At 46.4% G+C, this 24,427-nt stretch carries 5 protein-coding genes; 3 read left to right on the top strand and 2 right to left on the bottom strand.

Annotation, left to right across the window (positions count from 1 at the left end; genetic code table 11):
- Positions 1-206: 206 nt before the first annotated feature.
- The 3 genes from AB6D06_RS14795 (at position 207) to AB6D06_RS14785 (ending at position 3,433) form a co-directional block, all read left to right on the top strand.
- On the top strand, positions 207-1,796 hold the full coding sequence (locus AB6D06_RS14795) for a response regulator (protein WP_372110721.1): 1,590 nt from the start codon (positions 207-209) through the stop codon (positions 1,794-1,796).
- The gene (locus AB6D06_RS14790) at positions 1,790-2,122 is read left to right on the top strand and encodes an Hpt domain-containing protein (RefSeq protein ID WP_017060508.1); all 333 of its coding nucleotides are present in this window, start codon (positions 1,790-1,792) and stop codon (positions 2,120-2,122) included. Before AB6D06_RS14795 ends, AB6D06_RS14790 begins: the two co-directional genes overlap by 7 nt.
- 414 nt (positions 2,123-2,536) lie before the next feature.
- Positions 2,537-3,433, top strand: a complete 897-nt coding sequence (locus AB6D06_RS14785; RefSeq protein ID WP_017060509.1) for an RNA polymerase sigma factor RpoD/SigA — start codon at positions 2,537-2,539, stop codon at positions 3,431-3,433.
- Between the two features lie 263 nt (positions 3,434-3,696).
- Here the strand turns inward: AB6D06_RS14785 and AB6D06_RS14780 are convergent, their stop codons facing one another.
- Positions 3,697-4,050, bottom strand: a complete 354-nt coding sequence (locus tag AB6D06_RS14780) for a hypothetical protein (protein ID WP_372110718.1) — start codon at positions 4,048-4,050, stop codon at positions 3,697-3,699.
- A 206-nt stretch (positions 4,051-4,256) separates the two neighbouring features.
- Positions 4,257-24,427 (bottom strand): tandem-95 repeat protein (locus tag AB6D06_RS14775; protein ID WP_372110716.1); only part of this gene is annotated, 20,171 nt, incomplete at its 5' end.

Below are 24,427 nucleotides of genomic sequence, written 5' to 3'. Positions count from 1 at the left end.
TATCGGCTTGCCTCTTTTTTATTTCTAAAACACGTATAACCCCACTAAAATCAGGTAAAAGTCACCTGCGTTTGAAGGCTTTCATAAATGTTATCTAATACTCTTTAATTACCAATAGTTTATTGAGTGTTTGTATGTGATATAGGCACCTTGACAATGTGCAACTTGACACCTAAATTAAAAAATAACATTTGGTATTAAGGAAAATGGATTTGACCTTACCAACAGACCTTCGAATTTTGATCGTCGACGACTCTAAAAGCGCAACAATACTTATTAAGCAGCAACTGGCTAGTTTGGGAGTTTCGCGCGACTGTATTTTTATTGCGACCGACTATCGAAAAGCCATTAAAGCGGTCGAGACACACTCTTTTCATGTACTCCTCATTGACTACCACTTAGAACAGTCTTTTACTGGCTTTGAGCTGTTGGGCATTCTGTATCGAAACCGCCTCATCGATCATACTGTGGCGACAATCTTGCTCTCTGGGGATATGCGTCAGGAAACAGTATTAACCGCCCTTTCAGGTGAAGCACACCACTTCGTTTCTAAACCGATTAATACTCAAACGTTGGGTAAAAAGATCCAAAGTGCCGTGTCCGTTTCAAAGAAACTCACCCAACTGAATGATTTGTATCCCATTGCCAGTCAAGAGAGATTAGCTCAAGCTTTGGCGATCTCCCCTAATGGTACTAGCGTTCAGTTCGAAGCGACATTGATTGAACATTTAATTGCAGGTAAGAAATGGCAGTTACTCTCTAGCGTCATTAACAACTCCAAAACCAACATGCACCCAACCAAATTGGTGGCTGAGGCGCTGATTCTCGACAGCTTAGGCAAGCCAAATTTAGCCATAGATAAGCTCCACAATTTTCTAATAGCACAGCCACTCTCATTGAGCGTGATTGACTGCTTAAGCTGTATCTATGAAAAACATAAAATGCTGCTGCCTGCTCTTAAATTAGCGATTCGTGCATTTGAGATGACTCCCAGCATCAGCCATCGTGCAATCAGGGCCATCGACTTAGCTGAGAACGCAGATAACACACATATGATCATAAAGTTAGGTGAGATGTATGCAACCCACATTTCAGCTGCTGACATTGATGTCATCCATTCCATTGGTGCGCACTTTAATTCCTTAAAAGCAACGTATCAGCGCGAGACGCAACTAAAGTACAAACGTATTTTGCTTGAGCACGCCAACCAATTCACCGAGTTGGTAAACCTGAAACTTCCGGTAAAACAACAGCAGCAAGTTTTGGCCAGCCTTGCCCTATTTCAGAGCAGCATATTGCTCATCGAAAATAGCCCTCAGATTGCCCACAAAAAAGTGATTAGAGCTTCGACACTGTTAGCGAACAATTTCCACAGCCAACCGACTTATTTGCTCACTCAGTTATTACCCATGCTCGCCCACTTTGGTGAGTACTCTCTTTATCATTTAACAGTGGAATGTCTCAAATCTCGTGGAGAAGCCATAAATCACCAACTTGAGTCCAAAAATGTCGACCCTTCAACGTGTATAAACATTGAAAATTTGGGTTCGATCCAAGAAATAAAGGACTACATTCACAGTTACCCATATTCAGTTGCCGCCAAACTTGACTATATATACGCCGTCAATAAAGCTCATATAGATGAGAAACTTAGCGACGACTATCTAGAAGAAATCTTACAGTTAGAACTTCCTCCAAAATGGAATCAATGGATTAGTGATTCATCAAGGTATGGTTTTTCCACTAAGCCGCCTAGCCCATTTTCAACATTCACCCGACAGGAGTCCACATGCTAGACTTTGATGCTTTAAACGCCTATTTAGACAATGACAGAGACGTCATTTACGCCGTTTTGTCTACATATCAAGAAGACCATGGCAATTCGCTACAAGAGATCGAAGAGTTGGTTCAACAACAAGATTGGGGCAAGCTTCATTTTACCGTGCACACCTTAAAAGGCATTTTAGCCAGCTTTGGTGAAGAAACGGCCACAGTTGCATTGGAAAGAGTAGAACAAAACACACTCAATAAGCTTGCGCCGCAAGATGATGATCTTTCGGTTATCTACAGCGAAATGAAGATCATTAATCAGCAAATCGATGAGGTTCTTAGCACTTATTAGTCGATAGAATTAAAACGTGCATGGCGATACTTAACAGCCGACACAGCTAAAAGAGTTGAGGTGCTTGGAAACATTGAACCTCGACTCTTAACATTTTTCTCATCATTTCTCCTCTCAATTATAGTTCTAACCCACACCTATAAATTCACGTCATTTATCTAGATAAACCGATGTATAACACATGCTTTATAAACTATCCGTCTTAATGTTTTAAACGAAAAACCAACACACTTGATGAGATGCAAAATAGTTAAATATTTGTAGATCTTTTTGTGACATAAACATACGAAATTGCATTTTATTTATTGGTAAAGAAGAAATTGTTATCTACACTCTAATGAAACCAAGCGTTAATCACTTGGTGGCATAATAAAAAAAACTAAAACGTTCAGTCGGCTAGATAAGGACAAGGAAATGAACAACGATAGTTTTGCTGCGTTTCAGGGGCTCACGGATGAAACACCCATTACCGAATCATTTTCTACCAGTGCAGACCCTTATGCTCATTATCTGAAAGATATTGTTGGCATTGATCTGCTGTCGCGTGAAGATGAGGTGTATTACGCAAAATTGAATCGCGCGGGTGATAAAAAAGCGCGTGATGTCATGATCGAATCAAACCTGCGCCTTGTTGTGAAAATCGCAAAGAGTTACCTAAAACGTAAAGGCAATAATTTCACCCTGCTCGACCTGATCGAGGAAGGCAACATTGGCTTGATTAAGGCCATCGACAAATACGATCCAGAACCAGGCTATCGTTTTTCAACCTATGCTGTTTGGTGGATCCGCGAAAACATTGAAGCCGCACTCATGAACACGGGTCGAACCGTTCGATTGCCAGCCCACGTGTGTAAAGAAATAAACAGCCTCGCCTCAAAAAAGCTCGATGCAAGCAAAAAAATGAGTAAAGAGGTTTCAATTTCTGAGCTATCAGACAGTTCAGGTGTAAAGGCCGAACGCGTCGATCAACTGGTGGCGTTAAGCGGGTTTATTGACGTGACGACAACGGTTGGAACTAGCCATGCGCCTATGGTGCTTGATCAATGCGAAAGTGAATATATCCCAGACCCTCAACAAGATTGTGAGGATCAATCCTTTACCCAAGCTCTAGAACAAATCATCTATACACTTCCTCCAAAATTACAAAAGGTGCTCATCCACCGTTTTGGTTTCTTTGATAACAAGGTGAAAACGCTGTCTGAGGTCGGACAAATGTTGGATGTGAATGTTTCTAATGAACGTGTTAGACAAATGCAGAAAGAAGCGGTCGAAAGAATTCAAAAACGACTCAAATTTGATGGTTGGGTGTAAGTCGTAACCCAGTTGAGAATTAGTTGAAAATAACGTTAAGCCAAAACAAAGACCTTTAGGGTGAGCCTCCAAGCTTGCCTTTTTGTTTGCTGATTCGTTAGAAAAATAAAAAGATCGTAAGCACACGAACCCTAAGTCGCTAATCCCTAATCCCTAATCCCTAATCCCTAATGCCTAATCCCTAATGCCTAATGCCTAATGCCTAATGAAAAATGAAAAATGAAAAATGAAAAATGAAAAATGAAAAATGCCACACCATTAACTTACCTTAAAGAAGTGACTCGCTCACTGCGCAAAATGAGATAATTGATATAAGTGGTTTCAAGACAATCTTGTTCCCACACTGATAAAATCCGTTTAGCCGCAAAATAATAATCTTTGTTTCTCAACAACATCCCAACGGTGCGGCTAAGCTTTTCAAATCGAACTTGATCGCTCGCAGAGATGTAGTCATCGTCACTTTCAATAATGGGCGCTAAACCATCAGCAAACCAATTATTCAATATTTCTCGCATCTCTAATTCAGACTCAGGCACATCCACACTCGACAACTCTCGATGTTGAGGCGGTGGCACTATGTACTTCGACGCTTGCGGTGAACTGACATAACGATACATGTCGTCCCTCCTGTCTAACGGACCCTTCTAATAATTAAGGACATATTTACCTGTTCTCAAGTTTATTTAGCGAAACAAAAAAATAAATAAAAAAAAGCCATGTATCAATAACTCTACATGGCTTTAATGAGGGCAACTTTACGCTGCCCTATCTACTTGTCGGTTTAGACTAAATGTCGGTTCAGACTAAAACCAAGCCCTCTCGATTAAATCGAGCTTTGGTCGAAGTCGTTGCCTTGATCGGTTCCAGTTTGAGAATCTGAATCAAAGCTTCCAGAGTCATCCGTGAAGTCAACACCTTGATCTTGACCACCTGAACTTGTCCAGTCGCTGCCTCCAGATTCCATACCCGCCATGTCTGGTTGCTGCTCTTGAGTAGAACCTTGCATGGTGTATTGATCATCGACCTCAACCTCAACAGAACCGCTAGCACCGTCTATTGAACTACCCAATTCGTCGTAACCTTGGAATTGGATCTCGCTAGTACCTTCATAACCTTCTGGAAGTTCAACGGATACAGGCTGCTCTAGGTTGCCACTGATTGTGAAGCTACCATCACCGTTATCCAGTGCGTTGTTCACAGTAGCGCCCTCAGGTAAGCCAGACATATCAGCGTAATCAACCGATTCGTTACCACTCACCTCATCTGGAATCGAGATAGAGATGGTATCGCCCGGTGCCGCGGTTACATCTGCTGTGCTGCCTTCAGCTTCAGCATCTTGAGCTTGGTCATCAGCTTGTTGAGCCACATCTACTTGTTGCTCTTCTGTTGCTTGAGCAGCTTGTACTTGTGGTTCATCACTTTGCACTGATTCATCGGCTACTTGAATACTTACACTGTGACTTGATACTTCACCGCCGTCGTTAACTTCGACATTCATCGCTAAATTGCCATCGAAGTCTTCGTTCGGCCAGTAAGTCCACTCACCTTCACCTGATTCGGCAAAGAAGCCAGCATCGTTCGCGTCTGCAACATCAACAACCTGTGCAGAATCACTCACGCCCAACTCATCCACCAGTTGTGCATCCGTGATAGTTAGTGAACCATCATCAGCTAAGGTATAACCTTCGCTCGCCGCTGCTTCATCGCCACTTTGGATATCCACATTGAAGAAGCTTTCGATGCGATTTTCGCCATCGGTCGCTATAAACCCAACTTGAACATCGCCGGTGTAGTCTTCAGCAGGAGTGAATTGATAGTTACCTTGGTTATCGCTCTCAATTACGCCCTGACCTTCCATCAAGCTTACTGACTCAATGCTCAAGCTGTCGCCTTCTGCATCGCTCAGATTCGCTAACATGTCTTCATCAGTGAACGACAAGGTGGCATCCGCTGCGATTTCCGTCGTTGTGATGCTGTTAACTTCTGGTGCTGCATTCTCTTGCGAGTGACCTTCTTTCACGACTACGCCAGTTTGCTCATCATGAAGCACGCCATCTTTATCAACTACGTACGCAATGTCTGCTTCGCCCGTGAAGCCTGGTGCTGGTGTGAACGTCCAAGTGCCATCGCCATTATCGACAATCTCACCTTGGCTGCGGTCGGCAAGATGAACCAGTTTCACTTCATCATCGCTGTTTGCATCCACATTCTCAGCCAAAGCAATTAGGTCGTCCGCCGTTAGGATGATGGAATCACCCGCCACAGTTTCGAAATCACCTGAATCGATACCATCATCAAACGCTTCCGGCTCATCTCCGTAATCAACCGTTGTTGCGCTTACGGTTACGAAGAACTCACCATGGAAGTCTTCAGGCGGCGTCATTTGAATGTTTGAGATATCCCAGTCGAACAGGTCGATGTATTGACCCGGCTCGGTGATCATCACGGTATTCACACCATCTGTTACCTCGAATCCAACAGGGAAACCTGTCATCACCAAGTTACTTAGTGTTTCTGAATCATCGACTAGGCCAACGTTCAGTCCCAAGTGACCGGTTTCATCTTCGCCGAAGACTAATGGACCGTCATGGTCAGTTGAAATAACCGCGCCATCTGCGACAGGACGTACGTACACAGGAACATCGAGAACCGTTTCGAACTCACCGTCACTCACGACAACTTGTAGGTCAGAAACACCCGCAAAGTCGCCTGTTGGTGTGAATGTCCAAGTACCATCACCGTTGTCTGTAACTTCTCCGCCATCTTCACCGTCTGCGGTGATAATGCGAGAAACAACAAGGTCTGCGGTATCAATGTCACCGAACAAGTTCATCAAGTCGCCAGCATCGAAGGTGAACGCGCCATCTTCGTTGGTGGTCATCATTGCGTTGCCGACGTTGAATGGTGCGTCGTTAACCGGAATGACATCCACATTCAGCGAGCCATCAACCACTTCTTCACCGTCAGTCGCTTGATAACCGAGTTCTACTAAGCCATTGAAGTCTTGAGTAGTCACTAAGTGATACATACCGTCTGGTTGCTGAGTTAAGGTCGCATTCGCTGGAGCTCGAACTGTGATGCTCTCAATGCTGATCTCGTCGCCATCAAGGTCTGTCACTTGATCCGCGATGTAAGCCGGGTCAATCACCATGACCACATCTTCTTCGCCTTGCATCTCAATCATTGGCGCTTCAGGTGCATCATTCACTGGCGTAACATCGATGTTGCCGTCGACTGAAATTGTCTCTTGGCCATCGCTAACGTTAAACGTCATTGGCACATCGCCATTGAAGTTTTCGTTTGGTGTAAATGACCAAGTACCATCTTCGTTATCTAGCAACTCACCCAAGCTAGGGTCAATTTGTAGACCAGAAGCCGACAGCTCGTCTGCGGTGTTATCGATGTCGGTAGCTTGAGCTAACAACATGTCTTGTGTGATAAGAATGGTGCTGTCTTCGGCTGTGGTTAGTTTCACATCCTCAGATTCAGGTCCATCGTTCACAGCCAGAACTTCGATTCCAGCCGTTGTTGTTGCAGTTGCACCGTCATCATCGGTCACAACCACATCTAGGCTGATATCACCATTAAAGTTCTCGTTTGGAGTGAAGGTCACAGACCCATTATCGTTTTGAACCAAGGTGCCGTCAGAGCCTGAGTAAGTCACGCTTTCAAGTGACACTTCACCATCAACGTCAGAGCTATTAGCAATTAACTGCTCAGGGCTGATTGTAATGGTGCCATCTTCGTTCATTTGGTAAGACGTAGAACCCGCTACCGGCGCATCGTTAATATCCGTTACCGTCACACCAATATTAGCATCGACTGTCTCAGTGCCATCAGTCACTGTGAAGCCAAGGTTGACATCGCCATTGAAGTTCTCGTTCGGAGCAAAGCTATAAGTGCCGTCACCGTTGTCAGTGAACACACCCTCTGCGCCCGTGTAAGACACATCCGTGATAGAAAGGTCATCACCATCAATATCCGCAGCACCTGCTAATAGGTCAGCGTCAGTGAAGGTTAGCGTTCCATCTTCCTCAACAGTAAAGTTTTGGTCTTCTGCTGTTGGTAGGTCATTGACTGGATTAACGGTTAGGTCGACGCCAGCTTGAACAGTTTCAAGGCCATCTGACACATCGAAGCTCAAATCAATGTCACCGTTGAAATCAGCATCCGGCATGATAGTAAATGAACCATCTTCGTTCGCTGTTACAGTCGCATTGTCACCTGCAGATAGATTGCTTGCGGTTAGTGCATCACCATCAACATCGGATGCGTTAGCCAGCAACTGCTCTTGAGATAGCGTAATTGAACCGTCTTCATCAACCGAGTAAGCCACGTTTCCGGCCACTGGTGCGTCGTTAACTGCAATAACTTCAATACCAGCGGTAGTCTGAGCCGTTGCACCGTCGTCATCAATAACCGTCACATCAAGGTTGATGTCGCCGTTAAAGTTTTCGTTTGGTGCGAACGTTACCGACCCATCTTCATTTTGAACCAAGATACCGTCTGCACCTGAGTAGCTCACGCTATCAAGCGACACTTCACCGTCCACATCGGAGCTATTAGCAATCAACTGCTCAGGGCTCAATGTGATGGTGCCATCTTCGTTCATTTGGTAAGACGTTGCGCCTGCCACTGGTGCATCGTTAACGTCTGTTACCGTTACGTCGATGTTAGCATCGACCGTCTCTGTACCGTCAGATACTGAGAAGTCTAGGCTTACGTCACCGTTGAAGTTCTCGTTCGGTGCAAAGGTGTAGGTTCCATCGCCATTGTCGGTAAACACACCCTCTGCGCCAGTATAAGACACGTCGGCAACTGAAAGCTCATCACCATCAATATCAGAAGCACCTGCTAGCAGTTGCTCGTCCGTAAAGGTAAGCGAACCGTCTTCTTCAATGGTGTAAGCGACATCTTCTACAACTGCGATGTCATTCACTGGATTCACAGTAAGGTCAGCCGTTGCAACAACCGTTTCAGTACCATCAGAAAGGTCGAAGCTTAGGTCAATATCGCCATTAAAGTCAGCATCCGGGGTAATGGTAAATGAACCGTCATCGTTTGCCGTAACGGTCGCGTTATCACCGGCGGTTAGGTTGGCAGCGGTAAGATCATCGCCGTCCACATCCGATGCTTGAGCAAGCAGCTGCTCTTGGCTTAGTGTGATTGAACCATCTTCATCCACTGAGTAAGCCAAGTCACCTGACACTGGCGCGTCGTTAACCGCGATAACTTCAATACCCGCAGTGGTTTCAGCCGTTGCACCCTCTTCATCAGCAACGGTGACATCTAGGCTGACATTGCCGTTGAAGTTTTCATTTGGTGCGAAGCTGTAAGTACCATCACCATTGTCAGTAAAGATACCGTCTGCGCCTGAGTAGGAAACGTCGCTAACGGATACATCACCTTCAATGTCTGAGCTGTTCGCAAGAAGCTGTGCTTCAGAGATGGTAATCACGTTATCTTCGTCAACGCTGTAGGTCGTTGAACCTGCAACCGGCAAGTCATTAACAGCAATGACGTCGATACCTGCGGTTGTTTCAGCGGTTGCGCCATCTTCATCCATAACAGATACATCAAGACTGATGTCACCGTTAAAGTTTTCGTTTGGAGCAAAGGTGTAAGTACCATCACCATTATCAGTGAATACACCATCAGTGCCGCTGTAGCTTACATCGCTGACAAACACTTCCCCTTCAACATCCGAGCTATTCGCTAGAAGTTGTGCATCGCTTAGGGTGATACTGCCGTCTTCTTCAACACTGTAAGTCGTAGAACCCGCTACCGGTACGTCGTTGATTGGAACCACTTGAACATCAATATTCGCCGATACAACATCTGTACCATCACTCACATCGTAAGTTAGGTCGACATTACCATTGAAGTTCTCGTTTGGAGCAAAGGTATAAGTACCGTCGCCGTTATCCGTGAACACACCGCCTGTACCTTCGTAGTTAACCGACTCGACAGAAAGATCATCGCCGTCAATATCCGTTGCACCAGTCAGTAGCTGTTCATCGGTAAAGGTCAGCGAACCATCTTCATTAATGGTGTAGTCGTGGTCGTAAATTACAGAAAGGTCGTTAACTGCTGTTACGGTCACGTCTAGTTCCGCTGGAGTAACCCCACCGTTGCCATCGTCTACGTTGTAGCTAATCGAGAATTCACCATTGAAGTTCTCTTCCGGTGTAATGGTGTAAGTACCATCACCATTGTCAGTGATAAGAGCGTTCTCAATGGAAACATCTCCAACACTTGGTTCGTTACCACCCGTTTCACCAGAATCATCACCTTCCTCGCCGGTTAGCAATTCAGAGATATCAATGCCGTTTTCATTCGCGAGCGCTTCTTCTGCCGTTGGTAAATCAAACGCATTCTCGCTGCCTACATCTTGGCTTGGAACAATAACGCCGTTCACGATATCAAATACATGCCAGTGGTCACCCGATGGGCTTTCAGATAAATCAGGGCTAAAGGTTTCAACCAATGTATCGCCAACAAATACCTGAACCTGTACATCTTCAACACCATCTACATCCCAACTTCTGCTGGTGTAGTTGTGTACTGAATAGTGCATGTCAGCATCTTGATAATTTGGAATAGTGATGGTTTCAGGACCACCGCCATTCGTGTCATCTACATCTTGCTGAACGACATTACCTTCACCCAAATCATGGCTCATGTCGCGATAGTAAATATGGTCTAGCTCACTGCCATTCTCTGTATCGTAGAGCCATAGGTGGTTGTCCATATCACGTGGACTGTCACCCCATGTGACCACGATACGCATATCTGTTTCTTCAAGGACTTCAGATATTGCAGTCACGCCACCATTGGTATCTTCGCCTGCTGGAACTAGGAAGCTGCTAGTAATTGAGCCTTCTTGTTCAATCGTAACGGTACCTTGGTCAACAACTGGACCGCTCACAGAGTAGTTACCAGATTGATCGGTCACCGCTGTGTAAGAATGACCTGCGTTGTCGGTTAGCGTAACATCCGCACCTGCGATTGGATTGCCAGTTTCAGCATCCAACACTGTACCGGTTACGGTTGTTTCATCGCCCTGCTCTCCGATAATTGCGGTCATGTCATCGTCTTCGATGTCAGTCGCGAATTGTAGGAGCTCTTCTTGAGTAATGGTGTATGAACCGTCTTCTTCAATGGTTATCGCCACATCAGCAGAAACAATTGGCGCGTCGTTAACTGGGTCAACGGTTAAGCCTAAGTTAGCGGCAATTGGTGTGTCGCCATCGCTGATGCTGTAGGCAACATCGATGTAGCCATTGAAGTTTTCGCTTGGAGTGATTGAGAACGTGCCATCGCCATTGTCGACAATCGTTGCATCGTCGCCCACTAAGGTTAAGTCGGAAGCGACAAGGTCATCGCCCTCAATATCAGCGGCATTCGCAAGTAACTGCTCCTGCGTGATAGTGATGACATTATCTTCATCAACGTTCGCATAAACATCAGATGTCGTTGGCAAGTCGTTGACTGGGTTTACCGTCAGATCGGCGTTCGCCACAATCGACTCGGTGCCGTCCGAAATATCAAAGCTTAGGTCGATATCGCCATTGAAGTTCGCATCTGGCGTTACCGTAAAGGTGCCATCGCCATTATCAACAACGGTTGCATTATCGCCTGCGCTTAAGTTGCTTGCGGTCAGATCATCGCCATCCACATCAGATGCTTGAGACAGCAACTGCTCTTGAGTCAGAGTAATCGAACCATCTTCATCAATGCTGTATGCCAAGTCACCCGATACTGGTGGATCATTAATTGGAAGAACATCAATACTTGCGCTGGTGGCTACTGTCGCACCGTCTTCATCTGTCACCACTACATCGAGGCTAACATCGCCATCGAAGTTTGCGTTCGGTGCAAAGCTGAATGTGCCGTTGCCGTTGTCAGTAAAGATACCGTCAGCGCCTGTGTAAGTAACACTATCAATCGCCACTTCACCTTCAATATCAGAAGAGTTCGCCAACAGTTGCTCTGCACTGATGGTGATAACTTCATCTTCGTTGACTGAGTAGCTGGTTGAGCCTGCGATTGGCGGATCGTTCACCTCAAGTACGGTGATTCCCGCGGTGGTCGCTTCTGTTGCCCCTTCTTCATCGGTAACAACAACCGCTAAGCTCACATCACCATTGAAGTTCTCGTTTGGCGAGAAGGTGTAAGTGCCGTCACCGTTGTCTTCGAACACACCGTCACTGCCAGTGTAAGTCACGCTATCAATCGCAACCTCACCTTCAATATCTGAAGAGTTGGCTAATAGCTGTTCGTTACTGATCGTGATTGAGTTGTCTTCATGCACAGTGTAAGACGTGCTACCCGCCACTGGTGGATCGTTCTCAGGCGTCACGCTCACATCAATGTTGGCTTGAACCGTATCCGTGCCATCTGACACATCAAAGCTGAAGTTCACATCACCATTGAAGTTCTCGTTTGGCGCAAAACTGTAGCTTCCGTCACCATTGTCGGTAAGCACACCATCAGCACCAGTGTATGTCACACCTTCGACTGTTAGGTCGTCACCTTCAACATCCGTTGCACCCGTTAACAGGTCTGCGTCAGTGAAGTTAAGAACCCCATCTTCACCAATAGTGAATGCTTGATCTTGTGGCTCTGGCGCATCATTGACAGGTGTTACCGTCAAGTCTAGGCCAGCAGCGACCATGTCCTCTCCATCGGTGACATCGTAACTAAATTCGATATTACCGTTGAAGTTTTCACTCGGTGTAATGGTGAAACTGCCATCGTCGTTCATTTGAACGGTCGCATTTTCATCATTGGTGGTTAGGTTGATTGCTGATAGGTCATCACCATCAATGTCGACAGCGTGCTCTAGCAACTGCTCTTGAGTTAGCGTGATGCTGTTATCTTCGGCTGTAACGGCACTAATATCACCGTCAACTTCTGGAGCATCGTTCGCAGGTGAGATGTGAATCGTCACGTCTTGCGTAGCTGTTGCGGTTGTACCGGTATCAACATCTGTTGATGTTGCATTCACAGTTAGAACCACATCACCATTGAAGTCACCTGAAGGGATAAACTCTAGCCCTTCTAGCTCGCCTGGTTGCAATGACCAAGTGCCATCACCGTTATCGGTACCTGCAGAAAGCGAGCTGCCTTCTGGCACGTCTTCAATCAAGATAGCAAGGTTTTCTGAGCCATCGGTATCTGTTAGAGCTGCATCAATATCAAGTGGTACAGGTGTGTCTTCAGTACCAATGATTTGGTAATCCGCGTCAGACACTGTGATTTCGATGTTGTCGATACCAAACGCCTCGTCATCGACGCTTTGATTCAGGGTTGAACCGAAGCCAAGTTCAAGTTGGCCGTCTTCTACTGGTACCGTTAGGTTGATTTGATGTGCTTGGTCATTCCAACCACTGAAGCCCTCACCTTGCGATACGCCGTGAACCACTTCGCCGACTTCATTTCCTTCTGAATCGTAAAGCGTTGTTGTGCCATCTTGAGTACGGAACGCAGAATTATCTAATGTCGTTAGCTCTTCGCCGCCGACAAAGATTTGGAACGACTCACCATCCCAAGAATCAATTTCGTAGAAGTTGAACGAGATATTAACTTCGCTCACATCGCTTGGAATGTCGTAAGTTTTGCTGACGGCTTCATCACCGCCCGTTCCACCAATACGACCTAGCATGTCACCCGACTCGAAGCCTTGAGAGCTTTCTGTGCCTGTATTCCAACCGTTTGAGCCAGACTCGAAGTTGTCTGAAGCAATCACTAGGTCAGAAGCAATCGACAGCTCTGGCATATCAACCACAGATTGAACATCAATCGTCGCTTCTGCTGGTACTGTCGCTGTACCGTCATTCACGTCGAACGTCACATTCACATTGCCGTCGAAGTTTTCATTCGGTGCGAATGTGTAAGTACCGTCGCCGTTATCAACCAAAGTACCGCTATCTGAAGCCACATTTTCAATCGATAGGTTATCGCCATCAATGTCGCCCGCATTTTGCAGAAGTTGCTCTTCTGTGAAGGTAAAGCTGGTGTCTTCTTGAGTCACAAACTGTGGCTCACCGACAATTGGCAGGTCATTAACTGGGTTAACCGTTAGGTCAGCCGTTGCTTGAAGCGTCGCATCGCCATCGGTAATGTCGAAGTTCAAATCAATGTCGCCATTGAAGTTAGCATCTGGCGTGATAGTGAAACTACCATCATCGTTTGCTGTAACTGTCGCATCACCACCAACGGTTAGGTTAGCCGCTGTTAAGTCATCGCCATCAACATCACTCGCTTGAGCAAGTAATTGCTCTTGGCTCAAGGTAATTGAGCCATCTTCGTCCACGCTGTACGCCAAGTCGCCCGATACCGGAGCATCGTTAACAGGCAGAACATCAATGCTTGCGTTGGTCGCTACGGTTGCGCCTTCTTCATCAGTAACGACAACATCAAGGCTTACGTCGCCATCGAAGTTAGCGTTAGGTGCGAAGCTGAATGTTCCGTCACCATTGTTGGTAAAGATACCGTCTGAACCTGTGTAGTTAACGCTATCAATCGCCACTTCACCTTCGATATCAGAAGCGTTTGCCAACAGTTGCTCTGAACTGATGGTGATAACTTCGTCCTCGTTGACTGAGTAGCTGGTTGAGCCTGCGATTGGTGGATCGTTCACCTCAAGTACAGTAATACCCGCGGTGGTCGCTTCAGTTGCGCCCTCTTCATCAGTTACGACAACATCAAGGCTAACTTCGCCGTTGAAGTTTTCGTTTGGTGAGAAGGTGTAAGTACCGTCACCGTTGTCTTCAAAGACACCGTCAGCGCCAGTGTAAGTCACGCTATCGACGGCCACATCACCTTCAATGTCAGAAGAGTTAGCAAGTAACTGTTCGTCGCTGATGGTAATTGAGTTGTCTTCATGAACGGTGTAAGACGTGCTACCTGCAACCGGTGGATCGTTCTCTGGTGTCACGCTGACATCAATGTTGGCTTGAACCGTATCCGTGCCATCTGACACATCAAAACTGAAGTTTAAATCACCATTGAAGTTCTCGTTTGGCGCAAAGCTGTAGCTTCCGTCGCCATTGTCAGTAAGAACACCGTCGGCACCTGTGTAAGTCACGCCTTCAACCGATAGGTCATCCCCATCGATATCGGTAGCACCTGTTAGCAAGTCTTCATCTGTGAAGTTCAAGATGCCGTCTTCGCCAATGCTGAACGTTTGATCTTGTGGTTGTGGAAGGTCATTAACTGGATTAACGGTTAGGTCAGCCGTCGCAACGAGCGTGTCTGTACCGTCGCTAATGTCGAACGTTAGGTCAATGTCACCATTGAAGTTCGCATCTGGCGTAATGGTAAAGCTGCCGTCATCGTTAGCAACAACCGTCGCGTCTCCATCAACAATCAAGTTAGAAGCAGTAAGGTCGTCTCCGTCTACATCGCTTGCTTGAGAAAGAAGCTGCTCTTGGCTCAAGGTAATCGAACCGTCTTCCTCAACACTGTATGCAAGGTCGCCTGATACTGGTACATCGTTGATTGGTAATACATCAACCGTAATAAACGTATCAACTTGAGCGCCGTCTTCATCTTGAATGGTTACATCCAATTGAACTTGGCCGTTGAAGTTTTCATTCGGAGCGAAGCTACATGTACCGTCACCATTGATTGAGAAGATACCGTCTGGGCCATCGTAGTTGATCTCAACAAGCTCAACATCACCTTCAATATCAGAAGCGTTCAACAGAACTTGAGACTCATTGAAAGTCAGTACTGAATCTTCATCGATGGTGTATGACGTAGGGCCAGCAACTGGCGGATCGTTCACCTCAAGGACAGTAATACCCGCCGTTGTTGCTTCAGTCGCTCCATCTTCATCCGTCACGACAACATCTAGGCTAACTTCGCCATTAAAGTTCTCGTTTGGCGAGAAGGTGTATGTACCGTCACCGTTGATTTCCAGAACACCGTCGCTACCACTGTAAGTCACGTTATCAATTGCGACTTCGCCTTCGATATCCGAAGAGTTCGCTAGCAGTTGTTCGTTGCTGATTGTAATAGAGTTGTCTTCATGAACCGTGTAAGACGTACTACCCGCAACCGGAGGATCATTCTCTGGCGTCACGCTCACATCAATGTTAGCGGTTACCGTATCGGTTCCATCTGATACATTGAACGAGAAGTTCACATCGCCATTGAAGTTTTCATTCGGCGCGAAACTGTAGGTGCCATCGCCATTATCGGTTAGGACACCATCTGCGCCAGTGTAAGTTACACCTTCAACACTTAGGTCGTCCCCTTCAATGTCCGTTGCACCTGTTAATAGGTCTTGGTCATTGAACGTTAACACGCCATCTTCGCCGACTGTGAATGCGTGGTCTTGTGCTTCTGGACCGTCATTTACTGGTGAAACTGTTAACTCAAGGTTGGTAGAGACAACATCATCACCATCAGACACATCAAACGTAAAGCTAACATCGCCATTGAAATCAGCATCTGGCGTTAATGTGTACGTACCATCACCGTTATCGGTAATCGTAACGCTCTCATCATCGGTTGCTAAATTCAGAGCCGTCAACTGATCGCCATCTAAATCACGCGCATTAGCCAATAAGTCTTCTTGCGTAATGATGATTGAACCATCTTCTTCAACCGTTGCAGAAACCGGAAGTGCTTCAGGTGCGTGCTCAATGTGCGCGCCTGTCGCGTTAATGTAGATGGTTTGAGATACCGTTTCAGAATCATCATTCGATAACTCTGTCGCAGTTGCGGTTACATGAACTTCAAGCTGCTCATTGAAGTCTTCTGGTAACTGGATTTGTAACGCATTTTCGATAGCCGTTGTTGGTAAGTTCACCGTACCATCAGGGCCAACCGTTACTTCACCGCTGTAGATTTGGCTGTTCACTTCACCGACATCGATTGTGAAGTTGAAGTCAGAATAGTCAGCATCACCGCCGCCATACAAATCTTCAAATCCGTAAACCAGCTCGCCGTCTTCATTAACCGTAGTACGAGTATGTTCGATACCATCTTGGTTTAGCTGAGAGCTTGAACCACCATGGAAGATCGCGTCACCATTTTGGCCTTGAATCACTGTCTCGGTTCCATCAGCAGCCACAAAGACAAGTTGAGGATCAACCGTATCCATGTTCGCAGGCGAACCATCCTCAGCACGGAACTCGTACTGACCGTCTTGCATCGCATCAAAGTCGTTGTGCTGATGTCCGTTTGGAATTAAGAACAGGTTAAAGCTTTCGCCTTCCTCGACTTGGAAGCTGAATTGATCTTGCCCTGGAACAAGGTCGCCGCCACCACCAACTTGTGATGCGTTTTCGTAAACAACTTCAACACCTGTGATGTTGCCGTCTTCGTCTACTTTGTAGTAACCCGCAGCGTTTTGGTAGCCAGCCGTCTCACCTTCAAACGTTACTGTGATTTCAGTGTCGTTGTAACTGGTGATACCGTTCTCTTGGTCATTCAGAACGCCTTCGTTATCGTATTGAATAACCGAACCTTCTGGCACACCATCTACTGTAACAGTGAGTGTTTCAGACAAGTCTTGGTCGACAAGTGCCGCAGCAATGTTCAGTTCAACAATACCGCCTGGCTCAACCAAAATCGCCTGGTCGTCGACGTTAACACCATCACCATCCGTGATAACTAAGTCAGGCGCATCAGCAACTGCTTCAATGTGAACATTAATGTCTTGTTCAACTTCATCCGTACCGTCTGTCACAGTAAAGCTGAACTGCAGATCACCACTGAAATGCTCTTCAGGAACGAAGCTGAACGTGCCATCGCCGTTATCGGTGACTGTACCTTCATCGCCAGAGTAATTGATGCTAGTAACACTGAGGTCATCGCCATCAATATCAATCGCACCACTCAACAGATCCTCTTGAGTGAACAGGATGCTGCCATCTTCTTCAATGTGGTACATGCCTGGAGCAACAATTGGAATGTCATTCACCGGATTCACGGTCAATGTCATATCATTAGACGTGCTCAGCTCACCGTCGCTCACCTCATAAGTGAATGCAATATCACCATTGAAGTTTTCAGAAGGTGTCACTGTGTACGTGCCATCACCATTGTCTACAATGCTGGCGTTCGGATCATTGGTTTCAAGTGAAGAAGCAAATAGCTCATCGCCATCTTGGTCGCTCGCATTCTCCAACAACATTTCTTGTGTAACGAGGATTGAACCATCTTCGTCGACATCAGCCACCATTGGCGTCGCTTCTGGCGCATCGTTGACGAACTCAACTTTTAGGTCGATGTTTGCGGCAACCACGTCAGTGCCATCGCTCACATCAAACGCTAAGTCAACGTTACCGAAGAAGCCCTGCTCTGGTGTTAATGTGTATGTTCCATCGCCATTGTCTGTTACTTCTACCGTGTCGCTTGCGCTCGTTACATTCACAACTGACAGTTCATCGCCTTCAACGTCTGTCGCTTGTGCCAGTAACTCAGCTTCGGTAATAGTAATCGCTTGACCGTCTTCCGTAGTGAAAGACATGTCAGGCACGTCTGGTGTATCATTGATTGGATTTACGGTTAGGTTGAGGTCAGCGGCAACAGTTTCGATCGCGTCAGTGACATCGTAAGTAAATTCAATCTCACCAAAGAAATCTGCACTTGGTGTAATCGTGAAACTACCGTCTGGATTTTCTACAACAACCGCATTTGGATCGTTGGTCGCAAAGTTAACCGCTTCAAGGTTATCGCCATCCACATCGGTTGCATTCGCTAACAGATCCTCTTGAGTGATAGTGATTGACCCATCTTCATCAACAGCGGCTTCAATTGGGCCACTAACCTCTGGGCCATCGTTGACAATTTCAACGTCAACTCTTGCAGTGCTTGGCGCGCTTGCTTGACCATCACTGATATCGAAGGTCAGATTCACTTCACCAGAGAAGTTCTCTGCAGGCTCGAAGGTGAACGTGTTATCGCCATTATCCGTTAACGTACCTTGCGTTTGGTCTGCGAGTAATAGGTTTTCAACATGAAGAATGTCGCCATCAACATCGGTCGCACCAGACAATAGGTCTTTCGCTTCGATGATCATGGAACCGTTTTCAAGCATTTGGGTGTGCAATGGTTCACCAGGAACTGGCACATCATTGACCGGTACAACCGTTAGGTCTAGGTGCGTTGCAACTTCATCAGTACCATCAAACACCTTGTAGTCGATGTCGATTTCACCATTGAAGTTTTCATTCGGCATGAAGGTAAACGTACCATCGCCGTTGTCGACCAAGTCACCGTTATCACCACCGTAAGTGATGTCAGAAATAGACAGCGTATCGCCTTCCACATCTGTGGTGTTCGCTAGCAAGTCATCTGCACTGAACGTGATACCTTCATCTTCATCTGTCGATAGAACAATCGGGCCAGAAACGATTGGCGCATCATTTACTGATTCGAAATTGATATTGATGATATTGCTGTCTGTCAGCTCACCATCGGTAACTTGGTAACCAAGTTCGATTTCACCATGGAAGTTTTCATCCGGTGTTACCGTCCAAGTGCCATCACCATTATCGGTGAGTGTTGCATGCTCTGAGTTTTCACCCACTAGCTCTAGATTTTCAATATCAAGGTCGTCGCCATCAATATCAGATGCTTGCGCCAGTAGTTGCTCTTCGGTAATCACAACCGAAGTAAACTGGGCAGAACCATCGGTATCGACAGTAATATTCGGAAGATCAGCCGTTAACTCGATTTCGTTGTCACCCGCATGGATATTCAACTCAACCGTTTCAGTAATCTCTGAACCATCTACACCAATCGATGTAAACACCGCTTCATCATGACAAGTTTGTGACACTGTCATGTTTTGAACGACGTAAGTACCATTACCTTGCACGGTACCAAGCTCAAAGTAGGACACTGGTTGATCAACCGTTAGCGTGTAATCTGTCTCGAAAGTACCACGGTCTTCTTTGTGGTAAGTCATCGAGTCAATTAGGTCGCCATCCTCATTGAACGCTTTGATTTCTACTTCTGTAAAGTGACGAGACTCTTCCATGAACCAGCCACCCAAACCATCTAGGTGGAAACTGATTTCATTGATGTCTTGACCTTCAACCGAAACAGTCAGTTTCTCATCACCACTTAGACCTTGGCGGTCGGTATCACCAAGTCCGTGACCAATGTGGGTGTTACCATTCCAAGCACCAAGAGGATCATCGTTACTTTGAACGGTTACCGTTAAGTCACCATCTGAGAACTCACGCGTATAAGGGTCTACTTCTGTACCCCAGTCATCCACGCTCGCGTTATCGTCAAACGTACCGATTTGTGTGGTGTGTGTACCTTCAGCAAGAGCATCTTCACTTGGAACAAAGCGCACTTCGGTATCTGCAGGAACTTCTTGTCCTACTTCCAGTACCACCCATTCGTCATTCACATTTGCTTCAATGATGCCGTTTTCTGGCGCTTGGTCTAAACGTAGTGCTGGTTCTTCACGAAGTGTCACACCAACTGTTTGGTCTTCTTGCGCTTGGATGAAGATTTCATCGCCCGCTTCTGGCGCATCGTTGACAGGGTTAACCGTCAAGTCGAGTGTCGTCAGAACTTCATTCTCACCATCACTGATGCTGTATGTGAAGTCCAACTCGCCATTGAAGTTTTCTGTGTGCGTAATAGTGAATGAACCATCGTCATTAGTAACAATTGTCGCATCTGGATCGTTGGTTTGTAGGTTAGATGCCGTTAACTCATCACCTTCAACATCGGTCGCATTAGCGAGTAACTGCTCTTGAGTAATGGTGATTGAATTATCTTCATCGACTTCAGCCTGAATGCCCGAAGTTTCAGGTCCGTCATTCACAGCGATAACATCGATGCCAGCGGTTGTGGTTGCGGTTGCACCGTCTTCGTCAACGACAACAACGTCTAGTGAAATATCACCATCGAAGTTTTCATTTGGCGTAAAGGTGTAAGTACCATTGCCATTATCAACAAAAGAGCCGTCATCACCGGAGTACGATACTCCAGACAGTGAAACATCACCTTCTACATCGGAAGAGTTTGCCAATAATTGCTCATCACTGATCGTGATTTGGCCATCTTCTTGAACTGTGTACGATGTTGAGCCCGCTACTGGTGGGTCATTCTCAGGCGTTACGCTGACATCAATAACAGCTGATGTTGAATCAGTACCGTCAGAGACATCGAATGAGAATTGAACATCACCATTGAAGTTCTCGTTTGGAGCAAAGCTATATGTGCCGTCGCCATTATCGCTAAGAACACCATCTGCACCTGTGTAGAGTACGTTTTCAATCGACAGTTCATCACCATCAATATCCGACGCACCTGCAAGCAGGTCAGCATCGGTGAAGAGTAACGTACCGTCTTCTTCAATCGTGAACTGTTGATCTTGCGCTTGTGGCAAGTCATTAACCGGATTCACGGTAATGTCTAGGCCAACTTGAACTGAACCACCATCGTTATCGATGATATCGAAGTTCAGATCTAGGTCACCGTTGTAATCTGCGTTCGGTGTGATGGTGTAGCTGCCATCATCATTGTGTTGGATGGTCGCATTTTCATCAGTAGATAGATTGATAGCTTCTAAGTTATCGCTATCGATATCACCTGCTCTTGCTAGCAATTGCTCTTGGCTTAGCGTGATGGAGCTATCTTCATTGATGGTGTAAGCCAAATCGCCCGATACTGGCGCATCATTGATTGGCAATACATCAACGTTAATGTGTGTTTCAACCGTTGCGCCATCTTCATCTTGAATGGTCACACCCAGTTGAACCTGACCATTGAAGTTTTCGTTGGGTGCAAAGCTGCATGTACCATCACCATTTACAGTGAAGATACCGTCAGAGCCATCGTAGTTAATGCCAACAAGTTCTACATCGCCTTCGATATCCGAAGCATTCACAAGAATCTGAGATTCACTGAACGTCAGAACCGAATCTTCGTCAATGGTGTATGACGTTGGACCCGCAACTGGTGGATCGTTCACTTCAAGAACGGTAATACCTGCTGTGGTTTCATCAATTGCACCTTCTTCATCTGCAACAATCACATCAAGGCTGATATCACCGCTGAAGTTTTCATTAGGAAGGAAGGTATAGCTGCCATCGCCGTTATCTTGGAACACACCATCAGTGCCACTGTAAGTCACAGTATCAACCGACACCGCACCTTCAATATCCGAAGAGTTAGCTAGCAACTGTTCATCAGAAATTGTGATGGCATTGTCTTCATTGACCATGTATGAGGTTGAACCCGCAACTGGCGGATCGTTCTCAGGAGTCACACTCACATCAATGTTAGCGCTAACGGTTTCTGTGCCATCAGACACATCGAAACTGAAGTTCACATCGCCATTGAAGTTTTCATTTGGCGCAAAGGTATAAGTACCATCACCGTGGTCGGTCAGTACGCCATCACCACCTGTATAGCTAATACCTTCAACGGTTAAGTCGTCGCCATCAATATCGGTGGCACCGGTAAGTAAGTCGGCGTCTGTAAATTGAAGCGTACCGTCTTCTGCGATACTGAATTGTTGGTCTTGAGGAACCGGCAAGTCATTAACTGGGTTAACAGTAAGATCGGCGGTTGCTTGAACCGTGTCAGTACCGTCAGTGATGTTGAATTGAATATCAATGTCACCGTTGAAGTTTTCATCTGGCGTAATCGTGAAACTGCCGTCATCGTTAGCTACAACCGTCGCATCACCACCAACTGTTAAGTCACTTGCGGTTAGATCTTCGCCTTCTACATCGGACGCTTGAGACAACAGCTGATCTTGGCTCAGTGTGATTGAACCATCTTCGTTAACGTTGTAAGCCAAATCACCAGACACTGGCGCATCATTGATTGGTAATACGTCAACATTGATGACGGTTTCCACTTCTGCACCATCTTCATCACGAATGGTGACATCAAGCTGAACTTGGCCATTAAAGTTCTCATTTGGAGCGAAGCTGCAAGTGCCGTCACCATTTACTGAGAAGATACCCTCAGGGCCATCGTAGCTAATACCAACAAGATCAACATCCCCTTCTACATCTGAGGCGTTAAGCAACACTTGAGACTCACTGAAGGTAAGTACTGAGTCTTCATCAATGGTGTAAGACGTAGGGCCTGCAACCGGCGGATCGTTCACTTCAAGAACATTGATGCCCGCGGTCGTTGAGTCGGTCGCACCATCTTCATCAGCAACAACCACATCCAGTGCAATTTCACCGCTGAAGTTCTCATTTGGCGAGAAGGTGTAAGTGCCGTTACCATTGATTTCGAGGACACCGTCGCTACCAGAGTAAGTCACGCTGTCTATCGATACATCACCTTCAATATCTGAAGATGTTGCCAATAGTTGTGCATCAGAAATGGTAATCGAATTATCTTCATTCACCGTGTAGGACGTTGAGCCCGCAACAGGCGGATCGTTCTCAGGAGTCACGCTAACATCAATGTTTGCAGACACGGTATCGGTACCGTCTGACACATCGAAGCTAAAGCTCACATCACCATTGAAGTTTTCGTTTGGAGCAAAGCGATATGATCCCTCACCCAAGTCAGTCAGTACGCCATCAGTGCCTTCATAAGTGATGCCCTCAACCGTCAGGTTATCACCTTCAACGTCTGTCGCGCCTGTAAGCAGATCCGCGTCTGTGAACTGTAAAGTACCGTCTTCTGCAATACTGAACTGTTGATCTTGAGGTACTGGTAGGTCGTTTACTGGGTTAACCGTTAGGTCAGCCGATGCTTGAACGGTATTGGTGCCATCAGAGATATCGAAGCTGATATCAATGTCGCCATTGAAGTTCTCATCTGGCGTGATGGTGAAACTGCCATCATCGTTAGCTACAACCGTCGCATCACCACCAACCGTTAGGCCGCTAGCAGTAAGGTCATCGCCTTCAACATCAGATGCTTGTGATAACAGTTGCTCTTGGCTTAAACGGATAGAACCGTCTTCATCGATTGAGTACGCTAAGTCACCAGACACTGGCGCATCATCAACCGCTATAACACTCACATCGATGTTTGCAGAGACCGTATCGGTGCCGTCAGACACATCAAAGCCGAAGTTTACGTCACCATTGAAGTTTTCATTCGGTGCGAAGGTGTATGTGCCATTACCGTTGTCGGTAAGAATACCGTCACCGCCATCGTAGGTCACACCTTCAACCGTTAGGTTGTCGCCTTCAATATCAGTCGCACCTGTTAATAGGTCAGCATCAGTGAAAATAAGTGTGCCGTCTTCTTCAACGCTGAACTGTTGGTCTTGAGGTACTGGCAGGTCATTAACTGGGTTAACGGTTAGGTCAGCCGATGCTTGAACCGTATTGGTACCATCTGAGATATCGAAGCTAATATCGATATCACCATTGAAGTTCTCATCTGGCGTGATGGTGAAGCTGCCGTCATCATTAGCTACAACCGTCGCATCTCCACCAACCGTAAGGTCGCTAGCCGTAAGGTCATCGCCTTCCACATCTGATGCTTGAGAAAGCAGCTGCTCTTGGCTTAGACGAATCGAACCATCTTCGTCGATTGAGTACGCTAGGTCACCAGACACAGGCGCATCATCAACCGCAGTCACACTTACATCGATGTTCGCAGAGACCGTATCGGTTCCGTCTGACACATCGAAGCCGAAGTTTACGTCACCATTGAAGTTTTCATTTGGCGCAAAGGTGTACGTACCGTTGCCATTGTCAGTAAGGATACCGTCGCCACCATCGTAGGTCACACCTTCAACCGTTAGGTTATCACCTTCAATGTCGGTAGCGCCTGTTAACAGGTCGGCATCAGTAAAGATTAACGTGCCATCTTCTTCAACGCTAAACTGTTGGTCTTGAGGGACTGGCAGGTCATTAACTGGATTAACAGTAAGGTCAGCCGAAGCTTGAACCGTGTTGGTACCATCTGAGATATCGAAGCTGATATCGATGTCACCATTGAAGTTCTCATCTGGCGTAATCGTGAAGCTGCCGTCATCGTTTTGAGTAACGGTTGCATCACCGTCGACCGTTAAGCCGCTGG

Origin of the sequence: Vibrio sp. 10N.239.311.G01 (assembly GCF_041465805.1) — a bacterium.
Classification (GTDB): Bacteria; Pseudomonadota; Gammaproteobacteria; order Enterobacterales; family Vibrionaceae; genus Vibrio; species Vibrio crassostreae_C.
Note: the sequence above shows the minus strand (reverse complement) of the source record. Positions and strands in the feature narration are given on the sequence as shown.